Source organism: Micromonospora sp. R77 (assembly GCF_022747945.1).
Classification (GTDB): domain Bacteria; phylum Actinomycetota; class Actinomycetes; order Mycobacteriales; family Micromonosporaceae; genus Micromonospora.
Window position 1 is genome coordinate 748,084 of sequence record NZ_JALDST010000001.1, and the last position, 20,334, is coordinate 768,417.

The window sequence follows — 20,334 nt, forward strand, 5'->3', positions numbered from 1 at the left end:
AGGGGCGGGCAGCTGCGGAGAACGGTCACCCGGCCATTCTGGCCGGCGCGGACCTGCGGCGAAATCGGATTTCGCCACCGCCCCGACCAGCCGCTCCGTGCCCACCCTCGTGCGGCGGGACAAGGGTCGCGGCGGGACAAGGGTCGCGGCGGGACAAGGGTCGCGGCGGGACAAGATCGTCTGATGTTGCCGGCACTCCCGGACGGCGTGTCGGAGCCGGGACGTGCAGACGATCATGCGGCGAGGGCTCGGCGAAGGAGGATGGTGCCCAGGGAGGGGCTGCACGGCGCGGGCGCGGTGCCCCCGGAGGGGAACCGCGCCCGGTGACCGGCGAACTGCGGTCAGACGTTGAAGCCGAGGGAGCGGAGCTGGTCCCGGCCCTCGTCGGTGATCTTGTCGGGGCCCCACGGCGGGAGCCACACCCAGTTGATCCGAATGTCGTCGACCAGTCCCCCGCCGGGGCCGGTGGTCAGCGCCTGCCGGGCCTGGTCCTCGATCACGTCGGTCAGCGGGCACGCCGCCGAGGTGAGCGTCATGTCCAGCGTGGCCACGTTCTCGTCGTCCACGTGCACGCCGTACACCAGACCGAGGTCGACCACGTTGATGCCCAGCTCGGGGTCGACGACGTCCTTCATCGCCTCCTCGATGTCGGCGACGGCGGCCTTGCGCCCGTCGGTCGCCGGCGCGGAACCGTCGGTCGCCACCGCGCCGGTCTCCGGCGTGCTGGTCTCTTCGCTCATGCCTTCACCTCCGGGCTCACGCCCACACCGGCGCGTGCCGCGGCGTCCTTGAACGCCATCCACGGCAGCAGCGCGCACTTGACCCGGGCCGGGTAGCGGGCGACACCCGCGAACGCCACCCCGTCACCGAGCACGTCCTCGTCCGGCGTGACCTGGCCACGGCCGGACATCAACTCGACGAACGCCGCGTGCACCGCGAACGCCTCACCCGCGTCCCGACCGCGCAGCAGCTCGTGCAGCACGCTCGCCGACGCCTGGCTGATCGAACAGCCCATGCCGTCGTACGAGATGTCGTGCAGCGCGTCGCCGTCGGTGGCCACCCGGACGGTGATCTCGTCACCGCAGGTCGGGTTGACGTGGTGCGCCTCGGCGACCCGGTCGCCCGGGTCGTCGGCGTCACGCAGGCCACGGCCGTGCGGGTGCTTGTAGTGGTCCAGGATGATGTCCTGGTAGAGAGATTCGAGCTGCATCAGTCGAACACCTTCCGCACCTGCTCCAGACCCGACACCAGGGCGTCGATCTCCTCGGTCGTGGTGTACAGGTAGAACGAGGCCCGCGTCATGGCCGGTACGCCGTACCGGGTGCAGACCGGCTTGGCGCAGTGGTGACCCACCCGCACCTGCACACCGAGCGAGTCGAGGACCTGCCCGACGTCGTGCGGGTGGATGTCGCCCAGCGCGAACGAGATCGTCCCGCCCCGCCCGACCGGCACCGTCGGACCGAAGATCCGCAGGCCGGGGACGGTGGCCAGGGCGTCCAACGCGTACGCGGTCAGTTCCTTCTCGTGCCACTGGACGGCCCGCATGCCGACCCCGGTGAGATAGTCGACGGCCGCGCCGAGCGCGACGGCCTCGGCGATCGGCGGGGTGCCCGCCTCGAACCGGGCCGGCGGCGCCGCGAACGTGGACCGCGCCATCGACACCGTCTCGATCATCGAGCCGCCGCCCATGACCGGGGGCATCGCGGCCAGCAGCTCGCCCCGGCCCCAGAGCACGCCGATGCCGGTCGGGCCGCACATCTTGTGGCCGGTGAAGACGATGAAGTCGGCGTCGAGGTCGACCACGTCGATCGGCATGTGCGGCACCGACTGCGAGCAGTCGAGCAGCAGCAGCGCGCCCACCTCACGGACCCGCTGGGTGATCCGCGCGGTCGCGTTGACCGTGCCGAGGATGTTGGAGACGTGCACCAGCGAGACGATCTTCGTCCGCTCGGTGACCAGCTCCACCAGCCCCGACTCGTCCAGCCGGCCGGACTCGGTGAGCGGGAACCAGCGCAGGGTCGCGCCGGTCCGCTCGGCGAGCAGCTGCCACGGGACGATGTTCGAGTGGTGCTCCATCTCGGAGATCACGATCTCGTCGCCCGGGCCGATCCGGAGGCGCGGGTCGGCGTCCGGACGCAGCGAGGCGTTCGAGAAGGCGTACGCCACGATGTTGATCGCCTCGGTGGAGTTCTTGGTGAACACCACCTCGTCCACGCTCGGCGCGTTGACGAACGCGGCGATCTTCGCCCGCGCCCCCTCGTACGCCTCGGTCGCCTCGGTGCCCAGGGTGTGCACCGAGCGCGACACGTTGGCGTTGTGCCTCGCGTAGTGCTCGGCGAGCACGTCGAGCACCTGACGCGGCTTGTGCGAGGTGTTGGCGCTGTCGAGATAGACCAGCGGGTGCCCGTTGACCTCCCGGTCCAGGATCGGGAAATCGGCCCGCACCCGCGCCACGTCGAAGCGGGGCACGTCGTCGTACTGCGGCATGCCCGCCGGGATGGTCAGGGAGGTCATCGTGGGTCAGGCCCGGGCCGCGCCGGCTCCGGCGACGTACCGCTCGTAGCCCTCTTCCTCGAGCTTGTCGGCCAGCTCCGGGCCGCCCTGCTCGACGATCCGGCCGGCGACGAAGACGTGCACGAAGTCGGGCTTGATGTAGCGCAGGATGCGCGTGTAGTGGGTGATCAGCAGCAGGCCGGTGTCGCCGGTGTCGCGCACCCGGTTCACGCCCTCGCTGACCACGCGCAGCGCGTCCACGTCGAGGCCGGAGTCGGTCTCGTCGAGGATGGCGATCTTCGGCTTGAGCAGCTCCAGCTGCACGATCTCGTGCCGCTTCTTCTCACCGCCGGAGAAGCCCTCGTTGACGTTGCGCTGGGCGAACGCCGGGTCCATCTGGAGCTTCTGCATGGCCCCGCGCAGCTCGCCGGCCCAGGTGCGCAGCTTCGGCGCCTCGCCGTCGATGGCGGTCTTCGCGGTACGCAGGAAGTTGGCGACGGAGACGCCGGGCACCTCGACCGGGTACTGCATGGCCAGGAAGAGGCCGGCGCGGGCCCGCTCGTCGACGGACATGGCCAGCACGTCCTCGCCGTCGAGGGTCACCGAGCCGCCGGTGATCTCGTACTTGGGGTGGCCGGCGATCGAGTACGCCAGGGTGGACTTGCCGGAGCCGTTCGGGCCCATGATGGCGTGGGTCTCCCCCGACCGCACGGTCAGGTTCACCCCATCCAGGATCGGCTTGAGCTCACCCTCGGGCAGCTTGACCGACACCTTCAGGTCGCGGATCTCCAGGGTGCTCATCAGCGGGTCACTCCATTGCTCGGCGTCAGACTGACGTAGATGTCGCCGTCGCGGACTTCGACGGGATAGACGGGAACGGGTTCGGTGGCGGGGAGACCGGTGGGCTCACCCGTACGCAGGTCGAAACGGGATCCGTGCAGCCAGCATTCCAGCGTGCACCCCTCGACCTCCCCCTCGGAGAGGGCGACGGCGGCGTGCGAGCACTCGTCGTACACGGCGTAGAACCGGTCGTCCTCGCCGTGCACCAGGGCGAGCTTGGTGCCGTCCACGTCGGCGCTGATCACGCTGCCCTTCGGCAGGTCCTCGGTCGAACAGATCCGGATCATCAGGCGCCCGCCTTGGCCAGCCGCGCCTCGATCGCGTCGCCGAGCCGCTCGCGCAGCTCCTCGACCGGAATCTTGTTGATCAGCTCGGCGAAGAAGCCGCGGACCACCAGCCGCCGGGCCTCACCCTCCGGGATGCCCCGGGCCATCAGGTAGAACAACTGCTCGTCGTCGAAGCGGCCGGTCGCGCTCGCGTGGCCGGCGCCGGCGATCTCGCCGGTCTCGATCTCCAGATTGGGTACGGAGTCCGCCCGCGCGCCGTCGGTGAGCAGCAGGTTCCGGTTGATCTCGTACGTGTCGGTGCCGGTCGCCTCGGCCCGGATCAGCACGTCACCCACCCAGACGGTGTGCGCGCTGGCCCCCTGCAGGGCGCCCCGGTAGCCGACGTAGCTGCGGCAGTCCGGCACGGTGTGGTCGACCAGCTGGCGGTGCTCCAGGTGCTGGCCCGAGTCGGCGAAGTAGACGCCGTACAGCTCGGCCTCGCCGCCCCGGCCGGTGTACTCCACGCTGGTGTACTGCCGGACCAGGTCGCCACCGAGGCTGACCTGGACGTGGATCACCTTGGCGTCCCGGCCCAGCTTCACCTTCAGGTGCTGCGCCTGCACGGCGTCGTCGGCCCAGTCGGCGACGGTGACCAGGGTCAGCTTCGCGCCGTCGGCCACCGACACCTCGACGTTGTCGGCCAGGGTGGCCGAGCCGACGTGCTCCAGCACCAGGGTCACCTCGGCGAACCGGCCGACCTCGACGAAGGTGTGCCCGAAGGCCACGCCCTGGGCGCCGTCGCCGACCACCCGCAGGCTCACCGGCGCCGACACCACGGCGTCCCGGGCGACCTCGACCAGCAGCGCCCCGTCGGCCGCCCCGTGCGCGAGCGCACTGATCCGGTCGACCGGGGTGAGCACGCTGCCCACCCGCGGGTCGTCGGAGCCGATCCGGGAGACGGTGACGCCCTCGGGCAGGTCACCGTACTCGTGCCGGACCGTGGCGGTCGCGGCCTGCGCGTCGCCGACCAGGCCGCGCAGGCGCTTGAGCGGGGTGAAACGCCACTCCTCCTCCAGGCCGGTCAGGGCCGGGAAGTCGGCGACGTCGTACGAGCGGAGCGCCTGCGACTTGGTGCTGGGCGGCGCGGAAGCCTGGGTAGTCATCTCTTCCTTGGTCTGTGCTGTTCCGTCGGGGGCCTGGTGCGGCGGGCCGGTTTCCCGGCCCGCCGTGCGGGAGTGGCGGCGTCAGCCGACCGCGCCCTCCATCTGCAGCTCGATCAGGCGGTTGAGCTCCAGGGCGTACTCCATCGGGAGCTCCTTGGCGATCGGCTCGATGAAGCCGCGCACGATCATCGCCATCGCCTCGTCCTCGCTCAGGCCCCGACTCATCAGGTAGAAGAGCTGGTCGTCGCTGATCTTGGAGACGGTCGCCTCGTGCCCCATCGACACGTCGTCCTCGCGGATGTCGACGTAGGGGTAGGTGTCCGAGCGGGAGATGGTGTCGACCAGCAGGGCGTCGCACTTGACCGTGCTCCGGCTGCTGTGCGAACCCTCCAGCACCTGCACCAGGCCCCGGTAGGAGGTGCGGCCGCCACCACGGGCGATCGACTTCGACACGATGGTGCTGCTCGTGTGCGGTGCCGCGTGCACCATCTTGGCGCCCGCGTCCTGGTGCTGGCCCTCACCGGCCATGGCCACCGAGAGCACCTCGCCCTTGGCGTGCTCGCCGGTCATGTAGACCGCCGGGTACTTCATGGTGACCTTGGAGCCGATGTTGCCGTCGACCCACTCCATGGTCGCGCCCTCGTGGCAGACGGCGCGCTTGGTGACCAGGTTGTAGACGTTGTTCGACCAGTTCTGGATGGTCGTGTAACGGCAGCGCGCGTTCTTCTTGACGATGATCTCCACGACCGCGCTGTGCAGCGAGTCGGAGGAGTAGAGCGGCGCGGTGCAGCCCTCGACGTAGTGCACGTACGCACCCTCGTCGACGATGATCAGCGTCCGCTCGAACTGGCCCATGTTCTCCGTGTTGATCCGGAAGTAGGCCTGCAGCGGGATCTCCACGTGCACGCCCTTCGGCACGTAGATGAACGAGCCACCGGACCACACGGAGGTGTTCAGCGCGGCGAACTTGTTGTCGCCGACCGGGATCACCGTGCCGAAGTACTCCTTGAAGACGTCCTCGTGCTCCTTGAGGGCGGTGTCGGTGTCCAGGAAGAGGACACCCTGCTCCTCGAGGTCCTCGCGGATCTTGTGGTAGACCACCTCGGACTCGTACTGCGCGGCGACACCGGCGACCAGGCGCTGCTTCTCCGCCTCGGGGATGCCCAGCCGGTCGTAGGTGTTCTTGATCTCCTCCGGCAGGTCCTCCCAGCTGGTGGCCTGCTTCTCGGTGGAGCGCACGAAGTACTTGATGTTGTCGAAGTCGATCCCGGTGAGGTCCGCGCCCCAGGCCGGCATCGGCTTGCGGCCGAACAGGCGCAGGCCCTTCAGGCGCAGGTCGAGCATCCAGGCCGGCTCGTTCTTCTTCGCCGAGATGTCCCGCACCACCGCCTCGTTGATACCGCGCTGCGCGGCGGCCCCGGCGACGTCGGAGTCGGCCCAGCCGTACTCGTAGCGACCGAGGGCGGCGAGCTGCTCCTCCTGGGTCAGGGGCTGGACGATCTGCTCGGTCATCTATCTGTCCTCACAGTGGTGACGGTGTTTCCGGACTTCGTACGCGGCTGACCGGGAATGTGCGTGGTGCACACCCCGTCGCCGTGCGCGATGGTGGCCAGGCGCTGCACGTGGGTGCCGACCAGGCGGGAGATCACCGCGGTCTCGGCCTCGCACAGCTGGGGGAACTCGGCGGCCACGTGCGCCACCGGGCAGTGGTGCTGACAGAGCTGACCGCCGGAGGCGATCGTGGACGCGTTGGCAGCGTATCCCTCGGCGGTGAGCGCCCCGGCGAGCGCCTCCGCCCGCGCGAGCGGGTCGGTGCCGGCGTCCTCCATGGCGGCCCGGCAGCGGTCCTCCAGGGCGGCCACCTGGTCGGCGGCGAACGCCTCGACCGCGTCGGCACCTCCGTTGCTGGCGATCCAGCGCAGCGCGGCGGTGGCGATGTTGTCGTAGTGGTGGGTGCCGCAGCGGACCCGGGCCGCGTCGGTCAGCAGGAACACCTTGGCCGGACGGCCCCGACCGCGGCTGCCGCGCACGGCCTGCTCGCGGGCGACCACGTCGCCGTCGGCGAGCATCGCGTCGAGGTGCCGACGGATCGCCGCCGGGCTGAGCCCGAGCGCCGTGCCGAGCTGGGCGGCGGTGGTCGCCCCCCGCTCCAGCAGCAGCTGGGTGACCCGGTCGCGGGTGGAGAGGTCGGCGGCGGTGGACTCCGGCTCGGCCCGCCGGACGCCACGCGGTGCCCCGCCGGCGGCCGGGGCGGCCGTCGGCTGGTGCCCGGAGAGCGCCGCCGCGTTTTTCACAACGCCAACGTTACGTAATTCGTCCAGGGCCCGCAAACCCGGGTCCCGGTGATCCGGACCACCGGCACCGCGGAGTCGCCCGATCGGGCACCACTACGGTGCGTAGGATTCGCTCCGTGAAGCGATCCGTCCGTTTCCCGGCCCCCGCCGCGCTGCGTGGCCCGCTCGACCGGTTCCCGGTGTCGACCACGCTGCTGCGCCGCCTCGCGTACGCCTCGATCGTGTCGAACGTGGCGGTCGTGGTGACCGGCGGGGCGGTCCGGCTGACCGCCTCGGGCCTCGGCTGCCCCACCTGGCCCCGCTGCACCGACGACTCGTACACCACCACGGCCGAGATGGGCGTGCACGGGGTGATCGAGTTCGGCAACCGGCTGCTCGGCTTCGTGGTGGGGTTCATCGCGCTCGCCGTGCTGCTCGCCGTGCTCGCCCGGCGCCCCCGGCCGCGCGGGCTGCTGCCGTTGGCGGTCGCGGTCTTCCTCGGCATCCCGGCCCAGGCCGTGCTCGGCGGGATCACCGTGCTCACCAACCTCAACCCGTGGGTGGTCGGGCTGCACTTCCTCGCCTCGATGGCGGTGATCGCCGCCGCGTACGCCCTCTGGCGGCGCACCGTCGAGCCGGACGGCCCGACGATCCCCACCGTGCCGGCGCCGCTGCGCCACCTCGCGCTGCTCACCACCGTGGTCGGCGCGGCCGTCCTGGTGGTCGGCACCTGGGTGACCGGTAGCGGCCCGCACGCCGGCGACCAGGGCGCCAAGCGCAACGGCCTGGACCCCGAGGCGATCTCCCAGCTGCACGCCGACGGGGTCTTCCTGCTGATCGGGCTCTCGGTGGCGCTGGTCTTCGCCTTCCGGGCGGTCGGCGCCACCCGGGCCACCCGGGCCGCCGTGGTGCTGGTGGCGGTGGAACTGGGGCAGGGCCTGATCGGCTTCGTGCAGTACTTCACCCACCTGCCGGCGGTGCTGGTGGCCGCGCACATGCTCGGCTCCTGCCTGGTCCTGCTGGCCACCCTCGCGGTGCTCTGGTCGACCCGTGAACGCGGCCCGGTCGCCCCCCTGGCCAGGCCGGCCGAGACCGCCACCCCGGTCACCACCGCCGCCTGACCCACCCCCGCACACCGCCCTGGGTCACCCCTGCCCGCCGCGCCCCGATCGAGGCAGCAGTTTCTCGGAAACAGTGGCTTCCCTACGGGCTGAAGCCACTGTTTCCGAGAAACTGCGCGGATCTTGGTCGTGGGGGTGGGTCAGGGCAGGTGGGCGGTGATGGCGGCGGCGAGGCGGTCGGGGGCGCCGTCGGCGTACCCGATGAAGAGGCTGGGCTCGGTGAGCTCCAGCTCGACCAGGACGGGTGAGCCGTCCGGGCCGGGGATGAGGTCGACCCGCGCGTAGAGCAGCGACCCGGTACCGCCGGGGATCGCGTCGAGGACGCGGCGGGCCACCGCCAACTGTTCCGGCGTGGCCGTCCGGGCGTCGATCTGCTCCTCCTTGTAGAGCGCGGTCTCGCCGAGGTCGGGACCGGTCAGCATCGGACCCTTGCGGATCGCGTGGCTGAAGGCCAGGCCGCCGGGGCCGGTGAAGAAGAGCAGGGCCGTCTCTCCCACGGTGTCCACCGCGCTCAGGTACGGCTGTAGCATGCTGACCCGGCCGGCTGCGGAGAGTCGCGCGACGTGCGCCTCGGCGAGCGTCCGGTGCTCCGGATCGGCCAGGTCGTACCGGCCGGTGTCCTGGCTGCCGGCGCTGACCGCCGGCTTGATCACGTACTCCCCCGCCTCGGCGGGCGGGGTCCAGCGCTCCCCCGGCTCGACCCAGACCGTCGGCACGGTCGGTACGCCCGCCGCCGAGAGCTCGGCCAGGTAACGCTTGTCGGTGTTCCAGCGGACCACGTCGGCGGGGTTGACCAGGCGCGGAACGGTCTGCGCCCAGGCGACGAACTCGTCGCGCCGCAGCGCGTAGTCCCAGGGTGAGCGGAGCACCGCGAGGTCGTACCGGGACCAGTCGACGCTCGGGTCGTCCCAGACGGCCGGCTCGGCGTGGACGCCGAGGGCGGTGAGCGGGGCGAGCACGAGCCGATCGTCCGGTTCGAGGTCCGGCAGCTTGGTGCAGGTGACGAGAGCGACCCGGGGTTTCCCCCGGGTCGACTGGTGGTGGTCGGTCAATTTATGTGTCTAACGAGCCATCGTGCGCCGGGCCATCGACCGCCACAGGTCGTTGCTCGGACGCATCTGGTCCATCAGTTCCCGCTCCCAGGTGTTCTCGACGGTGACTCCCGCCGTGGCGCAGGCCTGCCGCGCGACGACGGTGTCGTCCGCGAACTGGTCGGCCCACGCGCCGTCCTCACCGACGAGGACGATTCGTGCCCCACGCTTGCCGACGTACTCGATGACCGCCTTCGCCCCGCCGTGCCCGGCGGCGAACGACTTGATACCCGCGACCAGACCGTTGAGGGCCGGTGCGGGGGCGGCCTGCTGAGCCGTCAGCGTCGTATCGGAACCATCTGCCATGACGCGAAGCCTAAGCAGAGTCCCACCCGGATGTGCGAGAACCATGAACTATTTGTGATGCCAATTACCTCCTGGTTTAAGGAAGACCACAGGTAATTTGACCGGATTTGCCGGCACAAGATGGGGCGAACCGGGCGGGGCGGATCGTCACAATCTGTCCGACTTGAGCCGCCTCAACTCAAGCCGAAAAAAATTCTGGTGAAATCCCGCACCTGCGGAAACTCGGCCACCCCGGGTGGCCACGCCGGGCTCGTTCAGAGCAGCGCGTCGAGCGCCACCGCGGCGAAGAGGATGGTCAGGTAGGTGGTGGACCAGTGGAACAGGCGCATCGGCTTGACCGCCTCGCCCCGCGCAGCCCGCCGGCAGAGCTTGTGCGCCTCCACCACGAAGATGCCGCCCACCACCAGCGCGGTGACCCCGTAGATCGGGCTCATGCCCAGCGGCCAGACGGCGAGCGAGGAGAGCAGTGTGAGCCAGGAGAAGATGATGATCTCGGCGTTGACCCGGCGCACCGACGCCACCACCGGCAGCATCGGGATGCCCGCGCGGGCGTAGTCCGCCTTGTACTTGATGGCCAGCGCGTAGAAGTGCGGCATCTGCCAGAAGAAGACCACCGCGAAGAGCCCCCACGCGGCCGGCGACAGCGTGCCGGTGACCGCGGCCCAGCCGATCAGCACCGGCGCCGCCCCGCACGCGCCGCCCCAGAAGGTGTTGGCGGCGGTGGTCCGCTTGAGCCAGAGCGTGTAGACGAGGTCGTAGTAGGCGATCGCGGCCAGGGTCAGCCCGGCCGCCAGCCAGTTGGTGGCCACGGCCATCAGCACCACCGAGACCACCGCGAGCACGAGCCCGAAGACCAGCGCGTTGCGCGGCGACACGGTGTGCGCCGGCAGCGGGCGGCGCTTGGTACGCCGCATCAGCTGGTCGATGTCCCGGTCGATGTAGCAGTTGATGACGCTGGCCGCGCCGGCCGCCAGCGAGCCGCCGATCAGCACGACGGCCACCAGCCACAGCGACGGCATGCCACCGTCGGCGAGCATCATCGCCGGCACCGTGGTCACCAGCAGCAGCTCGACGATCCGGGGCTTGGTCAGCGCCACGTACGCCGAGACGACCGCGCGGACGTCCCGCCGCCCGGTCGCCGACGCCGCGTCCTCCGTGCGCACCGGCGGCTGCCCGGCAGAGTTGCTGACGGGGCGCTCGGTGATCATGCTCACGGATTGCCACCTTCCGGCATCGGCAGGGGGAGATCGGATCGGTCGGGACCCGTCGCGGGTCCGCACACCGCCCCACAGACTACGCGTCGTCGTTTGCGCTGCCCGGGCGACCCGACAACGGTGCGGGTCGTCACAGTCGGGATCGAACGCCCGGCGCCGCCCAGCCGTACCCACCAGCATGCCGAGATCCCCGGGCGGAGGTTTAGGACCGCTCGATAGGGTCATCGGTGAGGGTTCCGCCCATCTGCCGAGGAGCACAACCATCGTGGCTGCCAACCGACCCGAGCAACCCGCACTCAACTGGTCCGACCTCGACCGCAGGGCCGTCGACACGGTCCGCGTGCTGGCCATGGACGCCGTGGAGAAATCCGGCAACGGTCACCCGGGCACGGCGATGAGCCTCGCGCCCGCGGCGTACCTGCTCTTCAACCGGGTCATGCGGCACAACCCGGCCGACCCGAACTGGCCCGGCCGGGACCGGTTCGTGCTCTCCGCCGGGCACTCCAGCCTGACGCTCTACATCCAGCTCTTCCTCGCCGGCTACCCGCTCGCCCTGGACGACCTGAAGTCGCTGCGGCAGTGGGGTTCGCTCACCCCGGGCCACCCGGAGCACGGCCACACCCCGGGCGTGGAGACCACCACCGGCCCGCTCGGCCAGGGCCTGGGCAACGCGGTCGGCATGGCGATGGCGGCCCGCCGCGAGCGCGGCCTGTTCGACCCGGACCCGGACCGCGCCGACTCGCCGTTCCGGCACGACATCTGGTGCATCGCCTCCGACGGCGACATCGAGGAGGGCATCAGCCACGAGGTCAGCGCCCTCGCCGGCCACCAGCAGCTCGGCAACCTCTGCGTGATCTACGACGACAACGAGATCTCGATCGAGGACGACACCCGGATCGCCAAGAGCGAGGACGTGGCGGCCCGTTACGAGGCGTACGGCTGGCACGTGCAGACCGTCGACTGGCGGCGCGGCGACGCCGACCAGGACGACTACCACGAGGACGTGGAGGCGCTGTACCAGGCGCTGCTGGCCGCGAAGGCGGAGACCGACCGGCCGAGCTTCGTCGCGCTGCGCACCATCATCGGCTGGCCCGCGCCGAACAAGAAGAACACCGGCAAGATCCACGGCTCCGCGCTCGGCGCGGACGAGGTGAAGGCCACCAAGGAGATCCTCGGCTTCGACCCGCAGCAGACCTTCCAGGTGGACGAGGAGGTCCTCGGGCACGCCCGGCAGGTGCTGGAGCGGGGTGCCGAGGCGCAGGCGGCGTGGACCACCGCGTTCGACGCGTGGGCGCAGGCCAACCCGGAGCGCAAGGCGCTGTGGGACCGGATGGCCGTCCGGCAGCTGCCGCAGGGCTGGACCGACGCCCTGCCGACCTTCCCCGCCGACGCGAAGGGCGTCGCCACCCGGGCCGCCTCCGGCAAGGTGCTGGAGGCCCTGGCCCCGGTCCTGCCGGAGCTCTGGGGCGGCTCGGCCGACCTGGCGGAGAGCAACAACACCACCATGAAGGGCGAGCCGTCCTTCATCCCGGCGGTGCACGCCACCAAGGACTTCCCGGGCGACGAGTACGGCCGCACCCTGCACTTCGGCATCCGTGAGCACGCCATGGGCGCGATCCTCAACGGCATCGCCCTGCACGGCGGCACCCGGGCCTACGGCGGCACGTTCCTGGTGTTCAGCGACTACATGCGCCCGTCGGTCCGGCTCGCCGCGCTGATGAAGCTCCCGGTGACGTACGTCTGGACGCACGACTCGATCGGCCTCGGCGAGGACGGCCCGACCCACCAGCCGGTGGAGCACCTGACCGCGCTGCGGGCCATCCCCGGCCTGGACGTGGTGCGCCCGGCCGACGCCAACGAGACCGCGTGGGCGTGGCGGCAGGCGCTGGAGCACACCGACCGGCCGACCGCGCTGGCGCTGTCCCGCCAGCCGCTGCCGACCATCGACCGGGAGCAGTACGGCCCCGCCGAGGGCACCGCCAAGGGCGGCTACGTGCTGGCCGAGGCGTCCAACGGCAAGCCGCAGGTGATCATCGTCGGCACCGGCTCCGAGGTGCAGCTCTGCCTCACCGCCCGGGAGCGGCTGGAGGCCGACGGCACCCCCACCCGGGTCGTCTCGATGCCCTGCCAGGAGTGGTTCTACGAGCAGGACGAGTCGTACCGGGAGTCGGTGCTGCCGCGCGGGGTAAAGGCACGGGTGAGCGTGGAGGCGGGCATCGCGATGTCCTGGCGCGGGATCGTCGGCGACAGCGGCGAGAGCGTGAGCCTGGAGCACTACGGCGCGAGTGCCCCGCACACCGTGCTCTTCGAACAGTTCGGGTTCACCCCCGACCGGATCGTGGCCGCCGCGCACGCGGCGCTGACCCGGGTGGGCGACATCACCGGTTTCACGACCGGCAACTGAGGGGAGCGTGGACGGCATGACGGACAGGCTGAGCGAGCTCACCGCCGCGGGTGTGGCGGTCTGGCTCGACGATCTTTCCCGGGTACGACTGAGCTCCGGCGGGCTGGACCAGCTCCGCCGGGAGCAGCACGTGGCCGGCGTGACCACCAACCCGAGCATCTTCGCCAAGGCGCTCAGTGACGCCACGGAGTACAACTGGCAGCTGACCGACCTCGCCACCCGTGGCATCGAGGTCGAGGAGGCGGTCCGCATGCTCACCACGTACGACGTGCGGTGGGCGTGCGACGTGATGCGCCCGTCGTACGACGGCAGCGCCGGGGTGGACGGCCGGGTCTCGATCGAGGTCGACCCCCGGCTGGCCCACGAGACGGCGAAGACCGTCGCCGAGGCCAAGGCGCTCTGGTGGCTGGTCGACCGGCCGAACCTCTTCATCAAGATCCCGGCGACCGAGGAGGGCCTGCCGGCGATCACCGCGACCCTGGCCGAGGGGATCAGCGTCAACGTGACCCTGATCTTCGGGCTGGACCGCTACTCGGCGGTGATGGAGGCCTTCCTCGCCGGCCTGGAGCAGGCCAAGGCGAACGGCCACGACCTGTCGAAGATCGGCTCGGTGGCGTCGTTCTTCGTCTCCCGGGTCGACACCGAGGTCGACAAGCGACTCGAGAAGATCGGCTCCGACCGGGCGAAGGCGCTGCGCGGCAAGGCCGCCGTGGCCAACGCCCAGCTGGCGTACGAGCGCTACGGCAAGGTCTTCTCCTCGGACCGCTGGCAGGCCCTGGCCGACGCCGGCGCTCACCCGCAGCGCCCGCTCTGGGCCTCCACCTCGACGAAGAACCCCGACTACCGGGACGTCATCTACGTCGAGGAGCTGATCGCCCCCGGCACGGTCAACACCATGCCGGAGTCGGTCATCCACGCGTACGCCGACCACGGCGAGACGCGGGGCGACACCATCACCGGCTCGTACGACGACGCGCGGCAGGTCTTCACCGACCTGGAGGCCGTCGGCGTGGACATGGCCGACGTGATCGCCACCCTGGAGCGCGAAGGCGTGGAGAAGTTCGAGGCCAGCTGGCTGGAGCTGCTCGAAGGGGTGAAGAAGTCGCTGACCGAGGCGGCGAAGGGCACCGGCGAGCCGAACAAGGCCGCCAAGGACAACGCGCAGGCCGCCCAGCAGGCCGGGGGCAACGCGTGACGATGGGCGCCGTCCGCGCCCCGGGGATTCCCGGGGCGCGGCCCGCCGTCGTCCGGCCCGGTCCGGTGGCGACGTGAGCGACCTGCTGGCCGGACCGGTGGACGTGGCGGCCGGGCTGGCCGTGTACGGCGCGGACCCGGTGGACCGGTCCGCGCCGGCCTCTGTCCGGGCCGCCCTGGTGGCCCGGGACGTCCCCGGCCGGCTGGCCGCGAAGGACCCCACCCTGTGGGGCCCGGCGGCCGAGGCCGAGGCGCGGACCCGGCTCGGCTGGGTGGACACCCACCTGCGCAGCCGGGAACTGCTCCCCCAGCTCGCCGAGCTGATCGACGAGCTGGCCGACCTGGACCACGTGGTGCTCGCCGGGATGGGCGGCTCCTCGCTGGCCCCGGAGGTCGTGGCGCGGACCCTGGGTCGCCCGCTGACCGTGCTGGACACCACCGACCCGGGGCAGGTCCGCGCGGCGCTCGCCGACCGGCTGGACCGTACCGTCGTGGTGATCTCCAGCAAGTCCGGCACGACGGTGGAGACCGACAGCCACCGGCGGGCCTACTGGCAGGCGTTCCTGGACGCCGGCATGACCGAGGCCGAGGCGGCCCGGCACTTCGTGGTGGTCACCGACCCGGACTCGCCGTTGGCGGCGACCGCCGCCGAGATGGGCGTGGTCACCATCGTCGCCGACCCGGAGGTCGGCGGCCGGTACTCGGCGCTGACCGCGTTCGGCCTGGTGCCGACGGCGCTGGCCGGGGTGCCGGTGACCGAGCTGCTCGACGACGCCGAGGCGCTGGCCGGTTCGCTGGGGCAGGACCGGGACAACCCCGGCCTGGCCCTGGGCGTGGCGCTCGGCGCGGCGGCGACCACCGGCCGGGACACCGTGGCCCTGGTCGGCGACGGCACCGGCCTGGACGGGCTGGGCGACTGGGTCGAGCAGCTACTCGCCGAGTCGACCGGCAAGGCCGGGCTCGGCATCCTGCCGGTCGTGGTCGAGTCGCCGCAGGCGCCCGGGGCGACCGGGCCCGGCGTGCTCACCGTGGCCTACGGCGGGGCGCTGGCGGCCGGGGCCGTACCGGGGGTAGGCGGCGCGGACGTGGCGGTCAACGGCCCGCTCGGCGCCCAGTTCCTGACCTGGGAGTACGCCACCGCCGTGGCGGGCGCGGTGCTCGGCGTCGACCCGTTCGACCAGCCGGACGTCGCGGAGAGCAAGGAGAACACGGCCCGTCTGCTGGCCGCCGGACCGCCGGCCGCGACGCCGTCGTTCACCGAGGGCGCGATCGAGGTGTACGCCCCGGCGGGCGCCCCCGACGACCTGGCCGGCGTGCTGCGGTGGCTGCTCGACGGGCTCGGCGACGACGGTTACCTGGCGGTGTCGGCGTACCTCGACCGGCACGCCGACGCGGCCGTGGCCGGCCTGCGCCCGCTGCTGGCCGGGGCGACCGCGCGGCCGGTGACCTTCGGCTGGGGCCCCCGGTTCCTGCACTCCACCGGCCAGTACCACAAGGGCGGCCCGGCGGTCGGCAGCCATCTTCAGCTGACCGGCGCGGTGACCGCCGACCTGCCGGTGCCCGGCCGGCCGTACACCTTCGGGGAGCTGCAGGCGGCGCAGGCCGCCGGCGACCGGCAGGCCCTGGCCGACCGGGGGCGACCGGTGCTGCGACTGCACCTGACCGACCGGGCGGCCGGCGTGGCCCAGCTTCTCGTTGCGGCCGGACGGACCTGACGTGACGATGGACGAGACGAACCCAGCGGAGCGAGGAGGCACCGTGAGCGGCGACGAGCACGCCGGTGCTGCGAGCCCCGCAGTCGCGAATCGAGGAGATACGGTGAACCCGCTGCGCGACCCCCAGGACCGGCGACTGCCACGGATCCCGGAGCCCTGCGCTCTGGTGATCTTCGGCGTCACCGGTGACCTGGCGCGGAAGAAGTTGCTGCCGGCGGTCTACGACCTGGCGAACCGAGGGCTGCTGCCGCCCGGTTTCGTGGTCCTGGGCTTCGCCCGGCGGGACTGGGGTGACGGGGACTTCGAGACCCTGGCCTGCGAGGCCGCCCGCAAGCACGCCCGCACCCCCTGGCGGGACGAGGTCTGGGCCCGGCTGGCCGGCAACATCAAGTTCGTGGGCGGCTCGTTCGACGACGACGCGGCCTTCGACCAGCTGGCCACCACGCTGGACGAGCTGCGCACCAGCCACGGCATCCCGGGCAACGCCGCCTTCTACTTCTCCATCCCCCCGGCGGCCTTCCCGGTGGTGCTCAAGCAGCTGGCCCGCACCGGCATGGCGGACAACGCCAAGTCCGGCGGCTGGCGGCGGGTCGTGGTGGAGAAGCCGTTCGGCAACGACCTGCCCTCCGCGAAGGAGCTCAACGACCTGGTCGACGACGTGTTCACCGGGCAGGACGTCTTCCGGATCGACCACTACCTGGGCAAGGAGACGGTCCAGAACATCCTGGCCCTGCGGTTCGCCAACAACCTCTTCGAACCGCTGTGGAACTCCAAGTACGTCGACTCGGTGCAGATCACCATGGCCGAGGACGTCGGCATCGGCACCCGGGCCGGCTTCTACGACACCGTCGGCACCGCCCGTGACGTGCTGCAGAACCACCTGCTCCAGCTCCTCGCCCTGGTGGCGATGGAGGAGCCCACCAGCTTCGACGCGGACGAGATCCGCGCCGAAAAGCTCAAGGTGCTCAAGGCCATCACCGTGCCGAAGGACGTCGCCCGGGACACCGTGCGCGGCCAGTACCTGCCCGGCTGGGTCGGCGGCGAGCGCGCCGTCGGCTACCTGGACGAGGAGGGCGTGCCCGAGGACTCCACCACGGAGACCTACGTCGCCGTCCGGCTCGGCATCCAGAACCGTCGGTGGGCGGGGGTGCCGTTCTACATCCGCGCCGGCAAGCGGCTGCCCCGCCGGGTCACCGAGGTGGCCATCATGTTCAAGAAGGCGCCGCACCTGCCGTTCAACCCGGCGGACATGGAGTCGCTCGGCCCCAACCAGCTGGTCATCCGGGTCCAGCCGGACGAGGGCGTGGTGCTGAAGTTCGGTTCCAAGGTGCCCGGCACCACGATGGAGGTCCGCGACATCGCGATGGACTTCCAGTACGGCGAGGCGTTCACCGAGTCCAGCCCCGAGGCGTACGAGCGGCTCGTGCTGGACGTGCTGATCGGGGACCGGACGCTCTTCCCGGACGCCGCCGAGGTGGAGCAGAGCTGGCAGGTCGTGGACCCGCTGGAGCACGCCTGGACGGGCACCAAGCCGGAGCCGTACCGGTCCGGCGAGTGGGGGCCGCGCGCGGCCGACGAGATGCTGGCCCGCGAGGGCCGGGCTTGGAGAAGAGCATGATCGGGCTGTGGGACACCACCGGCAACGAGGTGGTCAAGGCGCTCGCCGCCGAACGGCGCAGCGCCGGCGGGGTGGCCAGCGGCATGGCGCTCACCCTGATCGTGGTGGCGGACGAGAAGCAGGTCCGGGAGGCGGAGGCGGCGGCGACCATCGCCGCGGCCGCCCACCCGTGCCGGATCGTCGTGGTGGTCCGCTCCGACGTCGAACGGGACCGTAACCGGCTGGACGCCGAGATCGTCGTCGGCGGCCGGCTCGGCCCGTGCGAGGCGGTGGTGACCCGGATGTACGGTCGGCTGGCCCTGCACGCCGAGTCGGTGGTGATGCCACTGCTGGTGCCGGACGTACCGGTGGTGACCTGGTGGCACGGCGAACCGCCGGTGGAGATCTCCACCGACTTCCTCGGTGTGGTGGCGGACCGCCGGATCACCGACTGCGCGCAGGCGGCCGACCCGATCGCGGCGCTGAAGCAGCGGGCCGCGGACTACGCCCCCGGCGACACCGACCTGGCCTGGACCCGGATCACCCCGTGGCGCACCCTGGTCGCCGGGGCGTTCGACACCACCCAGGCCCGGGTCACCGAGGCGACCGTGGTGGCGCCCCGCACCGACCCGACGGCGGCGCTGATGCGCGGCTGGCTGGCCGCCCGGCTGGGCATCGACCCGGCCTGGGAGCACACCGACGAATACCCGCGGATGCGCGAGGTGCAGCTGCGCTGCGCCAACGGCGACGAGCTGACCCTCACCCGGGACGACAGCATCGCGACGTTCCGGCGGACCGGTCAGGACGACCGGACGCTGCCGCTGGTGCGCCGGCCGCTCGGCGACGAGCTGGCCGAGGAACTGCGGCGGCTCGACGCCGACCAGATCTACGCCGAGGCGCTGGGCACCGCCGCCGGGCTCACCGGGTTGGACGAGCGTCCCGCCCACCGGCGGCACGTGTGGAAGGACCCGGCGACCGCCCAGCGGGCCGAGGCGGGGATCACCGCGCACGCCGGCGCGACCGCGAACCCGTGAGCGGGACAGGTGACCGCGAGGCGGTCGGAACACGAGGGCACGACGAATGAGTGAGGCGAGTGTCGCCGTCCACGCCGACGCCGACCTGCTGGCGCAGGCGGTGGCGGCCCGGCTGGTGGTGAAGCTGCTCGACGCGCAGGCGGACCGGGGTCAGGCCTCGGTGGTGCTGACCGGCGGGCGGATCGCCGCGGCGGTGTACCGGGCGGTGGCGGCGCTGCCGGCCCGGGACGCGGTGGACTGGTCCCGGGTCGACGTCTGGTGGGGTGACGAGCGTTTCCTGCCGGCCGGCGACCCGGAGCGCAACGAGACCCAGGCCCGGGCGGCGCTGCTGGACGCGGTGCCGCTGGACCCGGCCCGGATCCACCCGATGCCGGCCTCCGACGGCCCGGCCGGCAACGACCCGGAGGGGGCCGCCGCCCGGTACGCCGAGGAGCTGGCCGTCGCGGCCCGCCCGGGGCACGCCGCGCTCCCCCACTTCGACGTGCTGATGCTGGGCGTGGGCGAGGACGGGCACGTGGCGTCGGTCTTCCCGGAGCACCCGGTGCACCACGACAACCGGCCGGTCAGCGCGGTGCGGGGCAGCCCGAAGCCGCCGCCGGTGCGGACCACGCTCACCCTGCCGGCGATCAACACGGCCGAGGAGGTCTGGCTGGTGGCCAGCGGCGCGGACAAGTCCCGCGCGGTGGGCATGGCGCTGGCCGGGGCGGGTCCGGTGCAACTGCCGGCGGCGGGGGCGCACGGCGTCGCACGTACCCTCTGGCTGCTGGACCGGGCCGCGGCGGCCGACGTGCCGGCCCGCCTGCGCAGCGTGCGGAAGTGAGCAGCGGGCAACGGTCGTAGCTGCCCGTCGCCGCGGTCGGTCAGGACCGGCCGCGGCGGCGGCGCAGGGCGGCCAGCGCCTCGGCGAGGATGGCCTCCCCCTCTTCGGGGGAGCGCCGCTCCTTCACGTACGCCAGGTGGCTCTTGAAGGGCTCGGCCCGGGCCCGGCCGGGCGGGTTCTGCGCGTCGGGGCCGGCGGGCTGGCCGCAGTGCGGGCACTCCCAGCCCGGCGGCGTCTCCGCCTCGGCGGCGATCTGGATCTCGACCCGGTGGTCGTTGCGGCACCAGTAGGTGACCGCGCGGCGTGGGGCCGGCGCATAGCGCTCGGTGAGTCGTTCGGGACCGGACCCGATCCGGGTGCCTCGGAAGGTGTTGCCAGTCAGCACGCTGCGCTCCTGTCGTGGTGCGGGGACCACCGCTCAGGGCGGGCGGCGGGGCGGTGCCGTGCGGGCGGAGAAGAAAACTGCGCGCGGCCCGCCGTGACGGACCGCGCGCAGATTGTACGACCTGACGGGCTGGCTATGCCCCGCTGCTCATCTGGAGGCGGAGCCAGAGCCCGATCCCCACGATGCAGGCGAACCAGACGATCCCCACCAGGACGGTGTAGCGGTCGAGGTTCTTCTCGGCCACCGACGACCCGGCGAGGCTGGAGCTGACGCCACCGCCGAACATGCTCGACATCCCGCCACCCTTACCTCGGTGCAGCAGGATGAGCAGGGTGAGCATGATGCTCGTGATGATCAACAACACGATCAACGTGTATGCGAACGCGATCGGCATGGTCGGGGTCAGTCCTCTCGTAGC

20 protein-coding genes are annotated in these 20,334 nt (G+C 71.9%); 7 read left to right on the forward strand and 13 right to left on the reverse strand.

The annotated features are described in order from the left end of the window. Positions 1 to 341 precede the first annotated feature (341 nt). The 8 genes from MRQ36_RS03195 to MRQ36_RS03230 all read right to left on the reverse strand — a co-directional run bounded on the left by MRQ36_RS03195 (position 342) and on the right by MRQ36_RS03230 (position 7,056). Complete coding sequence (locus tag MRQ36_RS03195) at positions 342 to 740, reverse strand: metal-sulfur cluster assembly factor (protein ID WP_242792599.1); 399 nt, start codon at positions 738 to 740, stop codon at positions 342 to 344. Beyond that, positions 737 to 1,210, reverse strand: a complete 474-nt coding sequence (gene sufU, locus MRQ36_RS03200; RefSeq protein WP_242792601.1) for a Fe-S cluster assembly sulfur transfer protein SufU — start codon at positions 1,208 to 1,210, stop codon at positions 737 to 739. Before sufU ends, MRQ36_RS03195 begins: the two co-directional genes overlap by 4 nt. Beyond that, on the reverse strand, positions 1,210 to 2,514 hold the full coding sequence (locus MRQ36_RS03205; protein ID WP_242792603.1) for a cysteine desulfurase: 1,305 nt from the start codon (positions 2,512 to 2,514) through the stop codon (positions 1,210 to 1,212). The genes sufU and MRQ36_RS03205 overlap by 1 nt, the downstream gene beginning before the upstream one ends. A gap of 6 nt (positions 2,515 to 2,520) precedes the next feature. After that, complete coding sequence (gene sufC, locus MRQ36_RS03210) at positions 2,521 to 3,294, reverse strand: Fe-S cluster assembly ATPase SufC (RefSeq protein ID WP_242792605.1); 774 nt, start codon at positions 3,292 to 3,294, stop codon at positions 2,521 to 2,523. Then, positions 3,294 to 3,620 (reverse strand): non-heme iron oxygenase ferredoxin subunit, encoded by a 327-nt coding sequence (locus MRQ36_RS03215; protein WP_242792607.1) that lies wholly within the window; start codon positions 3,618 to 3,620, stop codon positions 3,294 to 3,296. Before MRQ36_RS03215 ends, sufC begins: the two co-directional genes overlap by 1 nt. Then, positions 3,620 to 4,762, reverse strand: coding sequence for a Fe-S cluster assembly protein SufD (sufD, locus tag MRQ36_RS03220; protein ID WP_242792610.1), 1,143 nt, complete (start codon positions 4,760 to 4,762; stop codon positions 3,620 to 3,622). The genes MRQ36_RS03215 and sufD overlap by 1 nt, the downstream gene beginning before the upstream one ends. Before the next feature lie 81 nt (positions 4,763 to 4,843). Next, positions 4,844 to 6,274: a Fe-S cluster assembly protein SufB gene (gene sufB, locus MRQ36_RS03225; RefSeq protein WP_242792618.1), complete on the reverse strand. Its 1,431-nt coding sequence runs from the start codon at positions 6,272 to 6,274 to the stop codon at positions 4,844 to 4,846. Continuing rightward, positions 6,271 to 7,056 (reverse strand): helix-turn-helix transcriptional regulator, encoded by a 786-nt coding sequence (locus MRQ36_RS03230; protein ID WP_374249854.1) that lies wholly within the window; start codon positions 7,054 to 7,056, stop codon positions 6,271 to 6,273. The genes sufB and MRQ36_RS03230 overlap by 4 nt, the downstream gene beginning before the upstream one ends. Positions 7,057 to 7,208: 152 nt before the next feature. Here MRQ36_RS03230 and MRQ36_RS03235 point away from each other — a divergent pair, with 152 nt between their 5' ends. Next, a complete protein-coding gene (locus MRQ36_RS03235) occupies positions 7,209 to 8,156 on the forward strand; it encodes a heme A synthase (RefSeq protein ID WP_242800802.1) in 948 nt (315 codons plus the stop codon). Positions 8,157 to 8,296: 140 nt separating this feature from the next. Here the strand turns inward: MRQ36_RS03235 and MRQ36_RS03240 are convergent, their stop codons facing one another. From MRQ36_RS03240 to MRQ36_RS03250, 3 genes are all read right to left on the reverse strand, one after another. Beyond that, positions 8,297 to 9,208, reverse strand: a complete 912-nt coding sequence (locus tag MRQ36_RS03240; RefSeq protein ID WP_242792620.1) for a RimK family alpha-L-glutamate ligase — start codon at positions 9,206 to 9,208, stop codon at positions 8,297 to 8,299. Between the two features lie 9 nt (positions 9,209 to 9,217). Beyond that, on the reverse strand, positions 9,218 to 9,553 hold the full coding sequence (locus tag MRQ36_RS03245) for a hypothetical protein (protein WP_242792622.1): 336 nt from the start codon (positions 9,551 to 9,553) through the stop codon (positions 9,218 to 9,220). 254 nt (positions 9,554 to 9,807) lie between these two features. Beyond that, complete coding sequence (locus MRQ36_RS03250; RefSeq protein ID WP_242792624.1) at positions 9,808 to 10,767, reverse strand: heme o synthase; 960 nt, start codon at positions 10,765 to 10,767, stop codon at positions 9,808 to 9,810. Positions 10,768 to 11,032: 265 nt separating this feature from the next. On the opposite strand from MRQ36_RS03250, the gene tkt reads away from it, so the two are divergent. The 6 genes from tkt to pgl all read left to right on the forward strand — a co-directional run bounded on the left by tkt (position 11,033) and on the right by pgl (position 19,531). Then, on the forward strand, positions 11,033 to 13,171 hold the full coding sequence (gene tkt, locus MRQ36_RS03255) for a transketolase (protein ID WP_242792626.1): 2,139 nt from the start codon (positions 11,033 to 11,035) through the stop codon (positions 13,169 to 13,171). A gap of 16 nt (positions 13,172 to 13,187) precedes the next feature. After that, positions 13,188 to 14,366 (forward strand): transaldolase, encoded by a 1,179-nt coding sequence (gene tal / locus MRQ36_RS03260; RefSeq protein ID WP_242792628.1) that lies wholly within the window; start codon positions 13,188 to 13,190, stop codon positions 14,364 to 14,366. 73 nt (positions 14,367 to 14,439) lie between these two features. Further along, positions 14,440 to 16,080 (forward strand): glucose-6-phosphate isomerase, encoded by a 1,641-nt coding sequence (locus tag MRQ36_RS03265; protein ID WP_242792630.1) that lies wholly within the window; start codon positions 14,440 to 14,442, stop codon positions 16,078 to 16,080. 103 nt (positions 16,081 to 16,183) lie between these two features. Next, a complete protein-coding gene (gene zwf / locus MRQ36_RS03270; protein WP_242800803.1) occupies positions 16,184 to 17,698 on the forward strand; it encodes a glucose-6-phosphate dehydrogenase in 1,515 nt (504 codons plus the stop codon). Then, positions 17,695 to 18,711 (forward strand): glucose-6-phosphate dehydrogenase assembly protein OpcA, encoded by a 1,017-nt coding sequence (locus tag MRQ36_RS03275; protein ID WP_242792632.1) that lies wholly within the window; start codon positions 17,695 to 17,697, stop codon positions 18,709 to 18,711. Before zwf ends, MRQ36_RS03275 begins: the two co-directional genes overlap by 4 nt. Positions 18,712 to 18,757: 46 nt before the next feature. After that, positions 18,758 to 19,531 carry a 6-phosphogluconolactonase gene (pgl, locus tag MRQ36_RS03280; RefSeq protein WP_242792636.1) on the forward strand — a complete coding sequence of 258 codons (774 nt, stop codon included), beginning with the start codon at positions 18,758 to 18,760 and terminating at the stop codon, positions 19,529 to 19,531. A gap of 40 nt (positions 19,532 to 19,571) precedes the next feature. On the opposite strand, the gene MRQ36_RS03285 is transcribed toward pgl, so the two are convergent. After that, positions 19,572 to 19,916, reverse strand: a complete 345-nt coding sequence (locus tag MRQ36_RS03285) for an RNA polymerase-binding protein RbpA (RefSeq protein WP_242792638.1) — start codon at positions 19,914 to 19,916, stop codon at positions 19,572 to 19,574. A 133-nt stretch (positions 19,917 to 20,049) separates the two neighbouring features. Further along, positions 20,050 to 20,310: a preprotein translocase subunit SecG gene (gene secG, locus MRQ36_RS03290; RefSeq protein WP_242800804.1), complete on the reverse strand. Its 261-nt coding sequence runs from the start codon at positions 20,308 to 20,310 to the stop codon at positions 20,050 to 20,052. Between the last annotated feature and the right edge of the window lie 24 nt (positions 20,311 to 20,334).